The organism is Achromobacter pestifer, assembly GCF_902859625.1.
Classification (GTDB): domain Bacteria; phylum Pseudomonadota; class Gammaproteobacteria; order Burkholderiales; family Burkholderiaceae_B; genus Achromobacter; species Achromobacter pestifer.
Genome location: NZ_CADIJX010000003.1, coordinates 527,381 through 543,426, shown reverse-complemented (window position 1 = coordinate 543,426; position 16,046 = coordinate 527,381). Strand labels below are relative to the sequence as shown.

The following is a 16,046-nucleotide window of genomic DNA, read 5'->3' as shown; positions in this document are numbered from 1 at the left end:
CCAAGCATCGGCCTTTCATTTTGAAATCTTCGGTAACTGCGCGCACGGTCAGGTGACGGCGTGCCTCGGTATACTCGCCGCCGGGCCCTTACAGGCCGATGAATACGTGTATGCCGACAAGCAGCGCCCTGTTACCGGGGCGCAATGGCGCCAAGCGCCTTGCCTGCCGGATATGACTCGATAATCAACGAAAAAGCAGAACGATGAAAAAGAGCGTAGCGATCACCCTGGGCGTGGTCATAGTGGGAGCGGGAAGCTGGGTCGGCGCCACGTGGTACACCGGCAAGCGCATTGAGGAAAGCTCGCAGCGCCATCTGGCGGAAGCCAATGAAAAACTGGCCAAACTGACGCCTTTGTTCGGTCTGCGCATTGATCAGCTCAAGTACGAGCGCGGTCTGTTCTCGACCCAGGCTCGCTACGGCCTGTCGCTCGTCAAGAACGACAAGAGCCCGGAAGACATCCCCTCCGGCATGGTTGAGTTCGACGCGGTCGTCGAGCACGGCCCCTTCCCCAAGAGCGCATTGGCGCGTGGCGCGATTGCTCCCAAACTGGGGTTCGTCCATGCCGAAATGGCCAAGACGGACAACCTCAAGGAAGTGTTTGAGCTGACCAAGGGCGTGTCGCCCCTGATCAGCGACGCCACGATCAGCTATGGCGGCACCACCGACTCCACGTCCAAGATCGCTCCGGTCACGGTCGACCACGACGGCAACTCGGTCGCTTTCAGCGGCATGACCATCACCGGCTCGTTCGACCGCGCCCTGCAAGGCGTGGTTGCGCACGGCGTGATGGACTCGCTGGCGGTCGACGGCACCAAGAGCAGCGATCCCGTCAAGATCTCCCTGAACGGCCTGACGATCGACGCCAACAGCCGCATGGGCAAGTTCGGCGTGTCGATGGGGGATTCCAATCTGAAGATCAAGCGCATCGACGTCTCCCGGCCCGATGACGAACTCAAGGTCTCGCTGGACAACTTCGGCTACGGCGTGAAGCTGTCGGAAGACGACAAGTCGATCAACGTGCAAGCCGCCTACCAGACGGGCGACCTCACCGTGAACGACGTGGTGCTGGGCAACGGCCAAGCGGTCATCAAGCTGGCCAAGCTTGACGGCCAGGCCGTCAAGCAGTTGTCGGACACCTACAACCAGCTGATGCGCCAATACATGGCGCAAACCGAAGACGAAGGACTGAAGGACGAACAGTTCCAGGTCCTGCTGGACAACGCCGGCAAGCTGCTGGCCGGCAACCCGTCGTTCAGCATCGATCCGCTCAGCTGGAAGACCGCCAAGGGCGAAAGCAAGCTGAACTTCACGCTGGACCTGGCCAATCCGTCTGACGTCAAGAACCTGACGCCGCAGGAAATCGCGGTTCAAGCCATCAAGCGCATCGACGCCACGCTGATCATCTCCAAGCCGATGGTCCAGGACCTGATGACGCAATACGCCGTCAAGAAGGAAGGCCTGGCTGCCGACAAGGCCGCCGAGGAAGCGGAACAGAACGTGCGCCAGATGTCCGGCATGGCCGAAATGTTCAACGTGGGCAAGAACGAAGGCGACAACATCGTCGGCAAGTTCACCTTCGCTGACGGCATGGGCGACCTGAATGGCAAGAAGATCCCGGCCGAGGAACTCTTCTCCGGCCTGCTGGACGCCGCTGGCATGCATCCTTCGGTTGAAGAAGACGACGAAGAATCCATGCCCAGCATGGGCCAGGAAGAACCGGCCGCCAACACCGACGTGGCTGCCGCCGGCGTGATGCAGGATTTCAGCCTGGATACCGTCAGCAGCATGCTGGACGACATGGGCTACACCGTGAAGAAGAGCGACGGTGACGAAGGCCCCGTGCTGGTGCTGGACGCCGGTACCACCGGCGCCAACGACCTGCGCCTGGAATTCCTGTGCAGCGACTTCACCGAGAAGTGCCTGGACCTGGTTGTGACGGCCACGTACAACCCGAAGAAGCCGATGACCCTGAAGGCCATCAACAAGTGGAACCAGGAATACCGCTGGACACGTGCCTACCTGGACGATAAGAACCAGGCTGTGTTGCAGATGGACATGAATGCGGAAGGCGGACTTGGCAAGGAAAACCTGCAAATCCTGCTGAACACCTTCATCAGCATCGCTGAAGACTTCGGCACGCTGAGCAAGGGCGCCGCGGCCAAGTAAGCCCTGCGCACCCCAGCACCAAAAAAAACCCCCATCGGAAGATGGGGGTTTTTTATTGGGGGTTCGGCATCAGGCTGAACCAGCGCCCGGCTTGCGCCGAGCCCCTTGCGTCACGCCATCAAGCGTAGGCTTCGATCGGCAGGCAAGCGCAGACCAGGTTGCGGTCGCCGTAGGCGTTGTCCACCCGGGCAACCGGCGGCCAGTACTTCGCATCGCGCAGCGACGCCACCGGATAGGCCGCCTGCTGGCGCGGGTAGTCGTGCAGCCATTCTTCAGCCAGCAGCATCTGCGCGGTATGCGGCGCATTCTTCAGGACGTTGTCCTCGCGATCACGCTCGCCGCGTTCGACCTGGGCGATCTCTTCACGGATCGAGATCATCGCGTCGATGAAGCGGTCCAGTTCAGCCACGCCTTCGGATTCCGTCGGCTCGACCATCAGCGTGCCGGCCACCGGGAAGCTCATCGTCGGCGCGTGGAAACCGTAGTCCATCAGGCGCTTGGCGATATCCTCGGCGCTGATGCCGCTGGTTTCCTTCAGCGGACGCACGTCCAGGATGCACTCGTGCGCCACGCGGCCATTGCGGCCCGCGTACAAGACCGGGTAGTGGTCGCGCAGACGGGTGGCGATGTAGTTGGCGTTCAGGATGGCGACTTCGGTCGCGCGGCGCAGGCCATCGGCGCCCATCAGCGAGATGTACACGAAGGGGATCGGCAGGATGCCCGCAGAGCCGAACGGCGCGGCCGATACCGGGCCGACCTTCGCGTCGCCGGGCAGCTTGCCCTGTTCATTGACCACGCCCGGCAGGTACGGCGCCAGGTGGGCGCGCACGGCCACCGGACCCACGCCGGGGCCGCCACCGCCGTGCGGGATGCAGAACGTCTTGTGCAGGTTCAAGTGGGACACGTCCGAACCGAACTTGCCCGGCTGGGCCACGCCGACCATGGCGTTCATGTTGGCGCCGTCCAGGTAGACCTGGCCGCCAGCCTGGTGGACCAGATCGCAGATCTCGGTCACGGCTTCTTCAAACACGCCGTGCGTGGACGGATAGGTGATCATCAGCGCGGCCAGCTTGTCGCCAACCTGTTCGATCTTGGCGCGCAGGTCGGCCAAGTCCACGTTGCCGTTGGCATCAGAGGCCACCACCACCACGTCCATGCCGGCCAACTGCGCCGAAGCCGGGTTGGTGCCGTGCGCCGACGACGGGATCAAGCAGATGTTGCGTTGATGCTGGCCATTGGCCTGGTGATAGCCACGGATGGCCAGCAGGCCGGCGTACTCACCCTGCGCGCCCGAATTGGGCTGTAGGCTGATGTTGTCGTAGCCGGTGATCTCGCACAGCGCGGCCGACAGGCGGTCAATCAGCTCGTTGTAGCCCTGGCTTTGCGAGGCCGGCGCGAACGGATGGATGAGCGCAAATTCGGGCCAGGTGATCGGGATCATCTCGGCGGTGGCGTTCAGCTTCATGGTGCACGAACCCAGCGGGATCATCGTGCGGTCCAGCGCCAGGTCCTTGTCGGCCAACTTGCGCAAGTAGCGCAGCATGTCGGTTTCGGATTGCACGCTGGAGAAGACCGGATGCGTCAGGATGGCGCTTTCGCGGGCCACCGATGCGGGAATGCCGCTCGCGGCTGCTGCGTCCAGGGCGTCGATGTCCAGTTCGACATCATCATGCTCCAGGCCGGCGGCAAATACGTTGACCAGCGCTTGCAGGTCTTCAACGGTTACGGTCTCGTCCAGCGACACCGCCAGACGGGCGCCGTCAACGCGGCGCAGGTTGATGTGCTCGCACTCGGCGGCCGTCAGGATGGCCGGGGTGGTCGCGCCGGTTTCCAGCAACAGGGTGTCAAAGAACGTGTCGTTGACGACCTTCACGCCCAGCTTGATCAGTTCGCCGCGCAGGATCGCGGTGCTGCGCTGCACGCGCTGGGCAATGCGGCGGATGCCCGCCGGGCCGTGCCACACGGCGTACATGCCGGCCATCACGGCCAGCAGGACTTGCGCCGTGCAGATGTTGGACGTGGCCTTCTCGCGGCGGATGTGCTGTTCGCGCGTTTGCAGCGCCAGACGCATCGCCGGATTGCCTTGCGCGTCCTTGGACACGCCGACCAGGCGGCCAGCCATGTTGCGCTTGAAGGCATCCTTGCAAGCCATGAAACCGGCGTGCGGGCCGCCGAAACCGAACGGCACGCCAAAGCGCTGCGCCGAGCCGATGGCGATGTCCGCACCCCATTCGCCAGGGGCGGCCAAGACAGCCAGCGCCAGCAGGTCGGTGGCGCATGCCACCACGGCGCCTTGCGCGTGGGCGGCTTCCGCCAGCTTGCGGTAGTCGGCGACGGAACCCGTGCTGTGCGGGTATTGCAGCAGCACGCCAAAGCACTCAGGCAGGCCTTCTGCTTCGTCACCCACCGTGATCTCGATGCCCAAGCCCTCGGCGCGCGTACGCACGACTTCGAGGGTCTGCGGATGCACATGGCGCGAGATGAAGAACACCGGGCTCTTGGACTTGGCGCCGCGGCGGGCCAGCGTCATGGCTTCGGCGGCGGCGGTGCTTTCGTCCAGCAACGAGGCGTTGGAAATGTCCAACCCGGTCAGATCGGCGACCATGGTCTGGTAGTTCAGCAGGGCTTCAAGGCGGCCCTGCGAGATTTCCGGCTGGTAAGGCGTGTAGGCCGTGTACCAGGCAGGATTCTCAAGAATATTGCGCAGCACGACGTTCGGCGTCTGCGTGCCGTAGTAACCCTGGCCAATGTAATTGCGGTAGACCTTGTTGCGGCCCGCGATCTGCTTCAGCTCGGCCAGCACGTCGGTTTCGCTGCGCGAAGGCGGCAGCGCCAGCGGGGCCTGGCTGCGGATCTTGGGAGGCACGACTTCTTCGATCAGGGCGTCCAGACTCGGGCTGCCGATCACGTTGAGCATGGCGGCCTGGTCGGCGTCGGAGGGGCCGATGTGGCGGGGAATGAAGTCGGTATGAGTGTCTAGGGCGCGCGACATTGGGAGGATCTCGGGGTAGCGGGTGTCCGTCCACGGACGGACGGTAGTGCGTCATGCAAAGCGGGCGCGGCGCCTGGGCCGCACCCGCCTTGAACCGGCTTAGCCGTTGGCGACGGCTTCGTAGCCGGCAGCGTCCAGCAGCTTGTCGGCATCGGCGGCGTTGACCGGCTTGATCTTGAAGATCCAGGCGGTGAAGGCCGATTCGTTGATCAGGTTGGGGTTGTTTTCCAGCTCTTCGTTGAAGGCGACGATTTCGCCGTCCACGGGTGCGTAGATGTCGGACGCGGCCTTGACCGATTCGACCACGCCAGCGGTTTCACCCGCGTTCAGCTTGGCGCCGACCTTCACGTCGCCAACGAAAACCAGATCGCCCAATTGATCCTGGGCGGTATCGGTGATGCCAACGACGAACACGTCGCCTTCGGCTTTGACCCATTCATGGGACTGGGTGTACTTGCGATCGGTGGGCAGACTCATGGGAACTCCTGAGGGAATGCGGGTAGATGAATGGTGTTGCGCGCCTCGCGCGGGCGGCGCTTGCCCAGGCTGGGCGGGCGCTCGCGCGAAGCTTCGAGTTTACGAGTGTTCGACGGCTTTGCCGTTACGGACAAACGGCAGTTTGCAGGCCAGGGCGGGCACCCATTTGCCACGGATGTCGACTTCGACCGCGTCGCCCGGACGCACGCCTTGCGGCAGGCGGGCAAAACCGATCGACACGCCAAGCGTGGGCGACATCGTGCCGCTGGTGAGTTCGCCCAAGCCTTCTTTCGTGCGCACCGCCATGTGGGCGCGCATCACGCCGCGCTCTTGCAGCTTCAGGCCGATGAAGGTGGCGGGGGTCGCGAATTGCTCCAGCGCGTCGCGGCCGATGAAACGGCGCTCGGCGTTCTTCAGGGACACGGTCCAGGTCAGGCCGGCCTGATCGGGCTGGGTCAGTTCGTCCATGTCCTGGCCATACAGGTTCATGCCGGCTTCCAGGCGCAGCGTATCGCGCGCGCCCAAGCCGGCCGGACGCACGCCCTGCGCAACCAGATCGCGCCACAGCTGCACGACTTCAGTCGCGGGCAGGACAATTTCAAAGCCGTCTTCGCCGGTGTAGCCAGTACGGGCCACCAGTGTCTCGTCGCCCACAAGGGCAGCCACGAAGGGAGTCAGCGGTTCAGTCGCGGCCTGCCAAGCCGGGCGAGCCGCCCAGACCTTGGCGCGGGCATTGGGCCCTTGCACGGCCACCATGGCCAGATCGCGGCGCGGGGTGATGGCGACATCGAAATTGCCGGCCTGCTTCACGCGCTGCATCCAGGCGATGTCTTTGTCGGCCGTGCCGGCGTTGACCACCACGCGCCATTCGTCGACCGCGAAGAAGTAGACGATCAGGTCGTCGATCACGCCGCCTTGCGGGTTCAGCATGCAGGAGTAGAGCGCTTTGCCGGGCACCGTCAACTTGGCCACGTCATTGGCGATGAGGCGTTGCAGGAAGGCAAAGGCGTCGGGGCCCATGACGTCGACGTTCAGCATGTGCGAGACGTCGAACATGCCGGCGTCCTGGCGCACTGCGTGATGCTCCTCGAGCTGCGAGCCGTAGGCCAAGGGCATGTCCCACCCGCCGAAATCGACCATTCGGGCGCCGGAGGCGATATGTTCTTCGGCCAGCGGGGTGCGTTTGAGGGTTGCGGACATGCGCGGAAACTCCGGGACGGCAGTAATGCCAGGGTTACGGAATGCCGGGTCGCGACAAGCGGACTACGCCTGTACGGCCACGGCTGAATCTTCCGCCCCTCTGTCCTTTTGCCTGAGAGTTGCCCCGCGCAGGGCGGGTTTGCACCTTCGGCGCCTGGGCTGCTCGCTATGTCCCTAGTTCAGGGGCGGCGCCAGGTCTCTCCAGAGTACTGTTTTGCCGCGTCCACACGGTGAGAAAACCGGGACGGGGCAAGCATGTGCGATATCGGTTACCTGAGCGATTCTGGGCGAATTGCGCCTTCGGCGGCGGCCCGGAACAAAAGGCCGCTCTCTCCCGCAAACATGCGTGACAGCGGCGCCAAGCATACAACGAAAACCAGCAGTGGAAAAGCGCGATTTCCCGGGGTGAAATGCCCCGGGAAACGACGCCTGGCCTAGCCCAGCGCCGTATCCAGCAACATCATCAGCACAAAGCCCAGCATCAATCCGCAGGTCGCATAAACCTCATGCCCCTTGCGGTGTGACTCGGGAATGATCTCGTGGCTGATGACAAACAGCATGGCTCCCGCCGCGAATCCAAGTCCCCAGGGCAACAATGGCGCGGACCAGCCGACGATGGCGGCGCCCAGCACAGCGCCCAGCGGTTCCACCAGGCCGGAGAGCATGCCCAGCGCCACGGCGAACGCACGCTTGTAACCCGCGGCCAACAGGGCCACGGCCACCACCAGCCCTTCCGGGATGTCCTGGATGGCGATGCCTGTTGCCAGCGCCGTGCCGCGCACCGGGTCGCTGCCCGCGTAGCCCACGCCGATGGCCAGGCCTTCGGGCAGGTTGTGCAAGGTGATGGCGAACACGAACAGCCAGGTGCGGCGCAGGCGGTGCGCCTCGATGCCTTCGCGGCCTTTGATGAAATGCTCGTGCGGCAGGGTGCGGTCCATGACGAGCAGGACCGCGGCGCCCAACAGAATCGCCGCCCCCACCGTCAAGCCCGCGCCCCACGGGCCCATGCCCTGGGATTCGGCCGCCGAGATGCCCGGCGCCACGAGCGAAAACGCGCTGGCCGCCAGCATCACGCCCGCGCCGAACCCGAACATGCTGTCCTGGACTTTCTGCGGGATGGTGCGTGCGAACAGGATGGGCAAGGTACCCAGCGCGGTGGCGGCGGCGGCCACCAGACCGCCCAGCAGCGCGTCGGCGACGTGCGGCGCGCGCACATCCAGATACGCCCAGAGCTGATGCAGCGCCAGGCAGGACACCATGACGGCGAGCGTCCACACGCTGATGCTGGTGGCCGCGGGCCGCACGCGATGACGGCTGAAGGTGTTCATAGGGCCGCTACCCTCCTTGAGAGAGATGGGCTTAGCCCTTCGCGGCCGCATAGCGGCGAGCCACTTCGGGCCAGTTCACGACATTGTAGAAGGCGCCAATGTATTCCGGACGGCGGTTCTGGTACTTCAGATAGTAGGCGTGCTCCCAGACGTCCAGGCCCAGGATCGGGGTGTTGCCCTGCATCAGCGGGCTGTCCTGGTTGGCGCTGCTTTCGACCACCAGTTTGCCAGCCGGCGTCACGGACAGCCAGGCCCAGCCGCTGCCGAAGCGGGTCAGAGCGGCCTTGGTGAAGGCGTCGCGGAAAGCAGCCAGGCCGCCCAGTTCGGATTCAATGCCCGCTGCCAGCGCGCCATCGGGCTCACCGCCGCCTTCGGGCGACATGACGGACCAGAACAGGCTGTGGTTGGCGTGGCCGCCGCCATGGTTGCGCACCGCGCCCCGGATGGCTTCGGGCAGTTGGTCCAGGCGGGCCACCAGGGCTTCGACCGGTTCGTCCGTGCTGATCCCGGCGCCGTCCAGCGCCGCGTTCAGACTGGTGACATAGGTTTGATGATGCTTGCTGTAGTGGATCTCCATCGTCATTGCGTCGATGTGAGGCTCCAGGGCGTCATAGGCGTACGGCAGGGTCGGAAGGGTGTAGGCCATGCATGTCTCCGGTGGACCCGCCTTCCCGTTGGAAGGCGCAAGTCAATATCGAAAACATAAATGATATGTATTTTTATTTGATATCACAATGGTATTGTGCCAATTCGAGCAATAGCACCCGGCTATGCGCCGGGCGCCAGGCCTACAACGCCTTGCCGCAGGCCACGCCCGAGGCCCAGGCCCACTGGAAGTTGTAGCCCCCCAGCCAGCCGGTCACGTCCACGGCTTCGCCGATGAAGAACAGCCCCGGGGTGGTCTTGGCCTGCATGGACTTCTGGTCCAACCCGCGTGTGTCCACGCCACCGCGCATGACTTCGGCTTTCTTGTAGCCGGCGGTGCCACTGGGCACGAGCGCCCATTGATGAATGTCCTGCGCCAGCGCGCGCAGCGTCTTGTCAGGCGCATCCGCCAGGCGTAGCGCCGCCAGGCCGGGCTTGCCGCCCTGCTCCGCCAGATGCAGCCAACGATCGGCCAGCCGCTTGGGCCACAGGCCCGCCAGGACGGTATGCAGTTGCTGCCGGTTGCCCGACTTGGACGCCAGCAGTTCTTCCGCCAGGTCTCGCCCCGGCGCCAGGTCGATCACAATGGGTTCGCCGGGCTTCCAGTAGCTGGATATCTGTAGGATCGCCGGCCCCGACAGGCCCCTGTGCGTGAACAGCAAGTCTTCCAGGAATTCGCCGCGGGTCTTGCCCTGCCCCGTGTGCAGGTTGACTTCCAGCGCCACGCCCGACAATTCGGACAACGGCTGCCATTGGGCGGAGTCGAAGGTCAACGGCACCAGCGCGGGCCGGGGCTCGACCACCTTCAGGCCAAACTGGCGCGCGATCTTCAAGCCGAAGTCGGTGGCGCCCAGTTGCGGAATCGCCATGCCCCCTGTCGCCACGACCAACTTGGCCGCACGGATCGTGCCCTGGCCCGTGCGCAACTCGAAGCCCTGTTCGCCATGGCCGATCTCGGACACCGGGCAGCCCATGCGCCACTGCACATTGCCCGCGTCGCACTCGGCGCGCAGCATGTCGATGATGGATTCGCTGGAATCGTTGCAGAACAACTGGCCGCGATGCTTCTCGTGCCAGGCGATCTGGTGGCGCTTCATCAGCGCCAGAAAATCCTGCGGCGTATAGGCCGACAGGGCTGACCGGCAAAAATGCGGATTGTCGGACAGGAAATTGGCGGGTCCGGCCCCGATGTTGGTGAAGTTGCAGCGGCCACCGCCGGAAATGCGGATTTTCTCCGCCAGGCGCTCGGCATGGTCGACCAGGACCACGCGCAAGCCGCGCTGGCCGGCTACCGCTGCACACATCATGCCAGCGGCGCCGGCGCCGAGTACGGCTACATCAAACATCAGAACTCCAGACCCGCCGGGCCTCAATCTTCGATCAGGCAATCAACGTAGTAGCGCTTTTCGCCATCCGGACCCACTTCATCGGCCAAGCCGTGAATATAGGTCTCGAAGCCCGGGAAGCGCTCGTTGAATTCGCGCGCGAATTGCAGGTACTGCACGATGGTGCGGTTGAAGCGTTCGCCCGGAATCAGCAGCGGGATGCCCGGCGGGTACGGCGTCAACAGCACGCCGGTCACGCGGCCTTCCAGCTTGTCGATGTCCACACGCTCGACCTCGCGGTGCGCCATGCGGGCGAAGGCGTCGGACGGCTTCAGCGCCGGCACCATGTCGCTCAGGTACATCTCGGTGGTCAGGCGGGCCACGTCGCGCGCGCGGTAGGCTTCGTGGATTTCCTGGCACAGATCACGCAGGCCCATGCGCTCGTAGCGACGGTGAACCTTGCAGAAGTCCGGCAGGATGCGCCACAACGGCTGGTTGCGATCGTAGTCGTCCTTGAACTGCTGCAACGCGGTCAGGAGCGTGTTCCAGCGGCCCTTGGTGATGCCGATGGTGAACAGGATGAAGAACGAGTACAGACCGGTCTTCTCGACCACCACGCCGTGCTCGGTCAGGTACTTGGAGACCAGGGCGGCGGGAATGCCCGTTTCGCCAAAGCTGCCCGACATGTCCAGCCCCGGCGTGATCACCGTGGCCTTGATCGGGTCCAGCATGTTGAAGCCTTCGGCCATCTCGCCAAAGCCGTGCCAGTGGTCGTTGGCTTCCAGGATCCATTCGTCGCGGTTGCCGATGCCTTCGGACACCAGGCGATTCGGGCCCCAGACCTTGAACCACCAGTCGTTCTTGCCGAACTCGGATTCCACCTTGCGCATGGCGCGGCGGAAATCCAGGGCTTCGCGGATGCTCTCCTCGACCAGCGCGGTGCCTCCAGGCGGTTCCATCATGGCGGCAGCCACGTCGCACGACGCGATGATCGCGTACTGCGGGGACGTGGACGTGTGCATCAGGTACGCCTCGTTGAAGACGTTGCGGTCCAGCTTGCGGGTCTCGGACTCCTGCACGATGATCTGCGAGGCTTGCGAAATACCAGCCAGCAGCTTGTGCGTGGAGTGCGTGGCGAAGACCATCGCGTCCTGGCTGCGCGGACGGTTCTGGCCGATGGCGTGCATGTCCTCGTAGAACTCGTGGAACGAGGCGTGCGGCAGCCAGGCTTCATCGAAGTGCAGCGTGTCGACATAGCTGCCGAGCTGCTCTTTGATCATTTCCACGTTGTAGATGACGCCGTCGTACGTGCTTTGCGTCAAGGTCAGGATGCGCGGGTTCTTGTTCACCGCTTCACGCGCAAAAGGATTCGCCTCGATCTTCTTGCGGATGTTGTCCGGATGGAACTCTTCCAGCGGAATCGGGCCGATGATCCCCAGGTGGTTGCGCGTCGGGCGCAGGAACACCGGAATCGCGCCCGTCATCGTGATGGCGTGCAGGATCGACTTGTGACAGTTGCGGTCCACCACCACCACGTCGCCCGCGGCAACGTTGGCATGCCACACGACCTTGTTCGAGGTCGAGGTGCCATTGGTGACGAAGAAGCAATGGTCCGCGTGGAAAATACGCGCGGCGTTCAGCTCGGACTCGGCGATGGGGCCGGTGTGGTCCAGCAGTTGGCCCAGTTCGTCCACGGCGTTGCAGACGTCGGCGCGCAGCATGTTCTCGCCGAAGAATTGGTGGAACATCCGCCCCACCGGGCTCTTCAGGAACGCCACGCCGCCCGAGTGGCCAGGGCAGTGCCAGGAATACGAACCGTCTTGCGCGTACTTCACCAGTTCGCGGAAGAACGGCGGCGGCAGCGAATCCACATAGCTGCGGGCTTCGCGAATGATGTGACGCGCCACGAATTCGGGGGTGTCCTCGAACATGTGGATGAAACCGTGCAGTTCGCGCAGGATGTCGTTCGGGATGTGCTCGGACGTGCGCGTCTCGCCATACAAATAGATGGGGATGTCGGCGTTGCGGAACCGCAGTTCACCGATGAACATGCGCAGGTTCTTGATCGCGCCGGCCACGTCTTCAGGCGAGTCCACGTCGAACTCTTCATCGTCGATGGACAGGATGAAGGCGCTGGCGCGGCTTTGCTGTTGCGCGAACGAACTCAGGTCGCCATAACTGGTCACCCCGATCACCTCGACGCCCTCGGCCTCGATGGCTTCAGATAAGGCACGGATACCCAAACCGGACGCATTCTCGGAACGGTAGTCTTCGTCGATGATGAAGATGGGGAAGCGGAATTTCATGCAGGCGCTCCTGGGGCAAGGCGGGATCGGACGCTTATCGCGGCGCGAGTGTACTTCTAGTAAAAATCCGCCTGATGACAGACGGCGCGAGCACCCACCGGGGAGGCGGGAATGGCGGAATTGTAGGGCTGTTTTTCTTACAGTCCTAAGGGAAATCCCCAGAAGGCCCGCGCAGCCGTTGTCATCGCGCCAAAAGCGGGGGCTTTCAGCACAGGAACAGCGGCGGCAAGGGGGAGCAGACCTAGCGGATGGTGCGGGCTTCGCCCGTCTGCAAGGCGGCCGTGAACTGGTCGAAGTAGGCGGGGATCGCTTCGGTGACGCCGTAGCGGATGCGCCGTTCGACCTTGGCAATGGCGCCAAAACAGATTTCGGAGCCGGGTTCGCCGCATACCAGCACGACCGGATCTTCATCGTCGCAGACCTCGTACAGGCCGCCGTGCGCACGGCGCCCGACCTCGTAGAGGTAAGCGGCGGCACCAACGGTCTGCATGGGGGTAAGAGGCAAAGTCCCGACGTGGGCGGCCTCAAGCGCATCATCCAGCGCGTGGACGCTGGACAGGGAGTAGTCCAGTACGGCGCCCGTGGAACTGGCGGCTTGTACAAAGTCTTGCGCGGCATCCGCCACACGAGCGACGAACTCTTCCTGCACTTCGTCGCGCTTGGCGTCCTGGTTTATCTTGAGGAAACCGAACATCAGTGGCTCCTTTGTGAAAACCGCAAGCGGCAATGAACCCATTATAGGCAGCCGGCCCGCCTATACTGCCCAAAACACCCCCCGACCGTTCCGTATTCCCAACACTTGTACCCATGCCCGATACGCTTGTCAGACGTCTGACCGCCTCCGATGCCCCGTCCCTGCGCCAATTGCGCCTGGAAGCCCTGGTCGAAACGCCGGAATCGTTCGGATCAAGTTACGAAGAGGAACACACGCTGACACTAGAGGACATCCGGGGCTGGATCACACCGCTGGATGATGGCGCGATGTTCGGCTTGTTCGTGGATGACACGCTTGCCGGCATCGTCGGCGTAGGCCGGCAGCGCAAGCTGAAGACCCGCCACAAGGCGCACATCTGGAGCATGTACGTGGCCCCTGCACAGCGTCGGCGCGGCCTGGGCCGCTTGCTGATGCATGCGGCGATCGCGCATGCGCAGACCATGCGCGGCATCCGGCAAGTGCAGTTGAGCGTGACCGCCAACAACGCCGCCGCCGCAACGCTGTACGCCGGCCTGGGCTTCACGGAATACGGCAGGGAACGCGAAGCGCTATGCGTGAACGGCAAGCTCTACGACGAGACCCTGATGGCGCTGGCGCTGTCCGGAAAATAAGTCCGGCTCAGGCGCCGGCTCCGGCCTTGCGCCGCGAACCATACGCGCACACCTGATTGCGGCCGCTGTCCTTGGCTTTGTACAAGGCCTGGTCGGCCGCCTTGATCACCGCGTCGGGCGCTCGCAGGGCGTCGCCGCGTTCGGCCACCCCGATACTGACCGTCACCCGCAACGGGCGCGAACCGCGTGCGCCGCGAGACCCGCGCCGGCGCTGGCCGATCTGGTCCGCCTTGGGCCGTGCCGGCTTGTCACGCAGGCGCATCTGATAGGCCTCGATGGCCCGCCTGACGGTTTCCAGGTGCGGCATGCTTTCCACCGCGGTCTTACCCGGGAACACCAGCGTGAACTCCTCGCCCCCGTACCGGTACGCCTGTCCGCCGCCGGGGACGCGCCGCAATTGCGATGCCACCATGCGCAGCACCTGGTCGCCCACGTCGTGTCCGTGCGTATCGTTGAATATCTTGAAGTGGTCCACATCGGCCATCGCCAACGTGTAGACGCGGCCCATGCGTTGCAGGCGCTCGTTCAACGCACGCCGGCCCGGCAAGCCGGTCAGCTCGTCGCGAAACGCCATGTGAAAGCCTTCATGCGCCAACGAAATGCATAGTGCCGTCAGCGCCGCGGCCGACATCAGAGCCAGTTCAATGGGATGTTCCGCGCCGCGCGGCAAGGCCCATGCCATGCAGACGAAGCCCAGCCACTGCCCGGCCTGCTGCGGACGCCCGTAGCGCAGCAGCAGCAAGGTCAGCGTCAGCCCCGTCAGCAGCAGCGCGACCAACGCCTCGACGGGCACGCCCAATCGCGCCAGCTTGCCCTGCACGGCCAGCGTGCCGAAGACACCGGCCAGGCCATCCTTGCCGATCAACGCAATCACCGCCACGCCAATGGCCATCAACCCAATGCGCGCGGCCATGTCCCACAGCATGCGGGATCGTTCGGACCACAGCGCATTGATCGTGTAGGCCACCGACCACCAGGCCAGCACGGGCCCCAGCGCCCAGGGTGCCTCTCGGACCAACGTCGGCCAGACAGCGGTGGCGGCCAGCACGCACAGCATCAGCGCCATGGTTTGCGATCGCTGGTACATCAGGCAAATCGCCGCGCCGATCAGCGCCATCACCCACGGCACGAACGGTACGATCAGAGTCAGCGCTGGCGGCCAATCCCGCCATAGCAACAGGCCCACCGCAGCCAGGACTGGCAGCGCGGGATAGAACAACAGGGGCAGCCAAGGGATATGGGGGTAACGCACAGGTCGGGCCTTGCTCAGCTTGCAGAGATGACGTCGCCAAATCGGCAAACACATATACCCTTTTTACGGCCGCGGCGCCCTGTTTCTTTAGCGCAAGCCGCGGGCGCAACCGCCCAGCACGCCGTGTCGGGCCCGTGATAAGGTTTCCGGGCCACCTCACTGGAAAACCCCTATGCAGATCCTGGTCAATATCGATGTCCCCGATCTTGAGCACGCCATCAGCTTCTACCAACGCGCATTCGGCTTGACCCTGCACCGGCGGCTAGGGCCGAAGGCAGCGGAAATGCTGGGCGCCAATGCCCCCATCTATCTGCTGGAGAAAGCCGCCGGAACGCCAGCGGCAAGCTCGATACAGCGGGCGCGCGACTACGCGCGGCATTGGACCCCGGTGCATCTGGACGTGGTGGTGGACAACGTGGACCACGCGGTCGAACAAGCCGTGGCGGCCGGCGCCAGCCTTGAAGACCCGGCCGTATCGCACGCTTGGGGCCGCATCGCGCACCTTAGCGATCCTTACGGCCACGGCATCTGCATTTTGCAGTTCCTGGGCCGGGGCTATGACGCGCTGAGCGACGACACGCTGCGGTATCTGCCGGTATCGGAAGCCGACTTCGACGCGCTATCGGCCATTCGCATCGACGCGATGCGCGACAGCCTGGAGCGGCTGGGCCGCTTCGACCCCGACCGGGCACGCGCGCGCCTGCGCAATACGTTCCATCCGGAACATACGTGGGCAATCGAGCACAACGGGCAACGGGTGGGGTTCTACGCCCTGCGTCCGGACGGAGCAGGCTTGCGGCTGGACCACTTGTATCTGGTGCCAGCCGCGCAGCGGCTGGGCCTGGGCGGCCAGGTCATGCGGCGGATCTTGCTGGATGCCGACAGCCAGGGGCTGCCGGTATCCGTGGGCGCGCTGCGCGACAGCGATTCCAACCGTTTCTATCGCCGGCACGGATTCGTCCAGACCGGCGAGAGCGAATGGGACATCGACTACCTGCGCCCTGCACCCGGGCCAGTCGGCTAAGGG

Annotated in this window: 12 protein-coding genes and 2 riboswitches; of the genes, 3 read left to right on the top strand and 9 right to left on the bottom strand. The window is 64.2% G+C overall.

Annotation, left to right across the window (positions count from 1 at the left end; translation table 11 throughout):
- The first annotated feature begins 203 nt into the window (after positions 1-203).
- Complete coding sequence (locus HV753_RS14065; protein ID WP_175175097.1) at positions 204-2,168, top strand: DUF945 family protein; 1,965 nt, start codon at positions 204-206, stop codon at positions 2,166-2,168.
- A gap of 118 nt (positions 2,169-2,286) precedes the next feature.
- On the opposite strand, the gene gcvP is transcribed toward HV753_RS14065, so the two are convergent.
- The 8 genes from gcvP to HV753_RS14025 all read right to left on the bottom strand — a co-directional run bounded on the left by gcvP (position 2,287) and on the right by HV753_RS14025 (position 13,135).
- Positions 2,287-5,160, bottom strand: a complete 2,874-nt coding sequence (gene gcvP / locus HV753_RS14060) for an aminomethyl-transferring glycine dehydrogenase (protein WP_175175096.1) — start codon at positions 5,158-5,160, stop codon at positions 2,287-2,289.
- Between the two features lie 99 nt (positions 5,161-5,259).
- Positions 5,260-5,637, bottom strand: coding sequence for a glycine cleavage system protein GcvH (gene gcvH, locus HV753_RS14055; protein ID WP_175175095.1), 378 nt, complete (start codon positions 5,635-5,637; stop codon positions 5,260-5,262).
- A 99-nt stretch (positions 5,638-5,736) separates the two neighbouring features.
- Positions 5,737-6,837 (bottom strand): glycine cleavage system aminomethyltransferase GcvT, encoded by a 1,101-nt coding sequence (gcvT, locus tag HV753_RS14050; RefSeq protein WP_175175094.1) that lies wholly within the window; start codon positions 6,835-6,837, stop codon positions 5,737-5,739.
- A gap of 90 nt (positions 6,838-6,927) precedes the next feature.
- A riboswitch (glycine riboswitch) is annotated at positions 6,928-7,052 on the bottom strand.
- A 35-nt stretch (positions 7,053-7,087) separates the two neighbouring features.
- A riboswitch (glycine riboswitch) is annotated at positions 7,088-7,184 on the bottom strand.
- 87 nt (positions 7,185-7,271) lie between these two features.
- Complete coding sequence (locus tag HV753_RS14045; protein ID WP_175175093.1) at positions 7,272-8,165, bottom strand: ZIP family metal transporter; 894 nt, start codon at positions 8,163-8,165, stop codon at positions 7,272-7,274.
- A gap of 31 nt (positions 8,166-8,196) precedes the next feature.
- A complete protein-coding gene (locus HV753_RS14040; RefSeq protein ID WP_175175092.1) occupies positions 8,197-8,811 on the bottom strand; it encodes a superoxide dismutase in 615 nt (204 codons plus the stop codon).
- A 142-nt stretch (positions 8,812-8,953) separates the two neighbouring features.
- On the bottom strand, positions 8,954-10,156 hold the full coding sequence (locus HV753_RS14035) for a BaiN/RdsA family NAD(P)/FAD-dependent oxidoreductase (RefSeq protein WP_175175091.1): 1,203 nt from the start codon (positions 10,154-10,156) through the stop codon (positions 8,954-8,956).
- 23 nt (positions 10,157-10,179) lie between these two features.
- Positions 10,180-12,441, bottom strand: coding sequence for an arginine/lysine/ornithine decarboxylase (locus HV753_RS14030; RefSeq protein ID WP_175175090.1), 2,262 nt, complete (start codon positions 12,439-12,441; stop codon positions 10,180-10,182).
- Positions 12,442-12,682: 241 nt separating this feature from the next.
- Positions 12,683-13,135: a hypothetical protein gene (locus HV753_RS14025; protein ID WP_175175089.1), complete on the bottom strand. Its 453-nt coding sequence runs from the start codon at positions 13,133-13,135 to the stop codon at positions 12,683-12,685.
- Between the two features lie 113 nt (positions 13,136-13,248).
- Between HV753_RS14025 and HV753_RS14020 the strand changes: the two genes are divergently transcribed.
- A complete protein-coding gene (locus HV753_RS14020; RefSeq protein WP_175175088.1) occupies positions 13,249-13,767 on the top strand; it encodes a GNAT family N-acetyltransferase in 519 nt (172 codons plus the stop codon).
- Positions 13,768-13,774: 7 nt separating this feature from the next.
- Here HV753_RS14020 and HV753_RS14015 read toward each other — a convergent pair whose 3' ends face one another.
- Complete coding sequence (locus tag HV753_RS14015; RefSeq protein WP_175175087.1) at positions 13,775-15,019, bottom strand: GGDEF domain-containing protein; 1,245 nt, start codon at positions 15,017-15,019, stop codon at positions 13,775-13,777.
- Between the two features lie 172 nt (positions 15,020-15,191).
- Between HV753_RS14015 and HV753_RS14010 the strand changes: the two genes are divergently transcribed.
- Positions 15,192-16,043, top strand: coding sequence for a GNAT family N-acetyltransferase (locus HV753_RS14010; RefSeq protein WP_175175086.1), 852 nt, complete (start codon positions 15,192-15,194; stop codon positions 16,041-16,043).
- Positions 16,044-16,046 lie beyond the last annotated feature (3 nt).

What these genes read in the sequence shown, in the direction of transcription:
- HV753_RS14065 (WP_175175097.1), top strand. Translation starts at nt 204, where the DNA reads ATGAAAAAGAGCGTAGCGATCACCCTGGGCGTGGTCATAGTGGGAGCG.
- gcvP (WP_175175096.1), bottom strand. Translation starts at nt 5,160, where the DNA reads ATGTCGCGCGCCCTAGACACTCATACCGACTTCATTCCCCGCCACATC.
- gcvH (WP_175175095.1), bottom strand. Translation starts at nt 5,637, where the DNA reads ATGAGTCTGCCCACCGATCGCAAGTACACCCAGTCCCATGAATGGGTC.
- gcvT (WP_175175094.1), bottom strand. Translation starts at nt 6,837, where the DNA reads ATGTCCGCAACCCTCAAACGCACCCCGCTGGCCGAAGAACATATCGCC.
- HV753_RS14045 (WP_175175093.1), bottom strand. Translation starts at nt 8,165, where the DNA reads ATGAACACCTTCAGCCGTCATCGCGTGCGGCCCGCGGCCACCAGCATC.
- HV753_RS14040 (WP_175175092.1), bottom strand. Translation starts at nt 8,811, where the DNA reads ATGGCCTACACCCTTCCGACCCTGCCGTACGCCTATGACGCCCTGGAG.
- HV753_RS14035 (WP_175175091.1), bottom strand. Translation starts at nt 10,156, where the DNA reads ATGTTTGATGTAGCCGTACTCGGCGCCGGCGCCGCTGGCATGATGTGT.
- HV753_RS14030 (WP_175175090.1), bottom strand. Translation starts at nt 12,441, where the DNA reads ATGAAATTCCGCTTCCCCATCTTCATCATCGACGAAGACTACCGTTCC.
- HV753_RS14025 (WP_175175089.1), bottom strand. Translation starts at nt 13,135, where the DNA reads ATGTTCGGTTTCCTCAAGATAAACCAGGACGCCAAGCGCGACGAAGTG.
- HV753_RS14020 (WP_175175088.1), top strand. Translation starts at nt 13,249, where the DNA reads ATGCCCGATACGCTTGTCAGACGTCTGACCGCCTCCGATGCCCCGTCC.
- HV753_RS14010 (WP_175175086.1), top strand. Translation starts at nt 15,192, where the DNA reads ATGCAGATCCTGGTCAATATCGATGTCCCCGATCTTGAGCACGCCATC.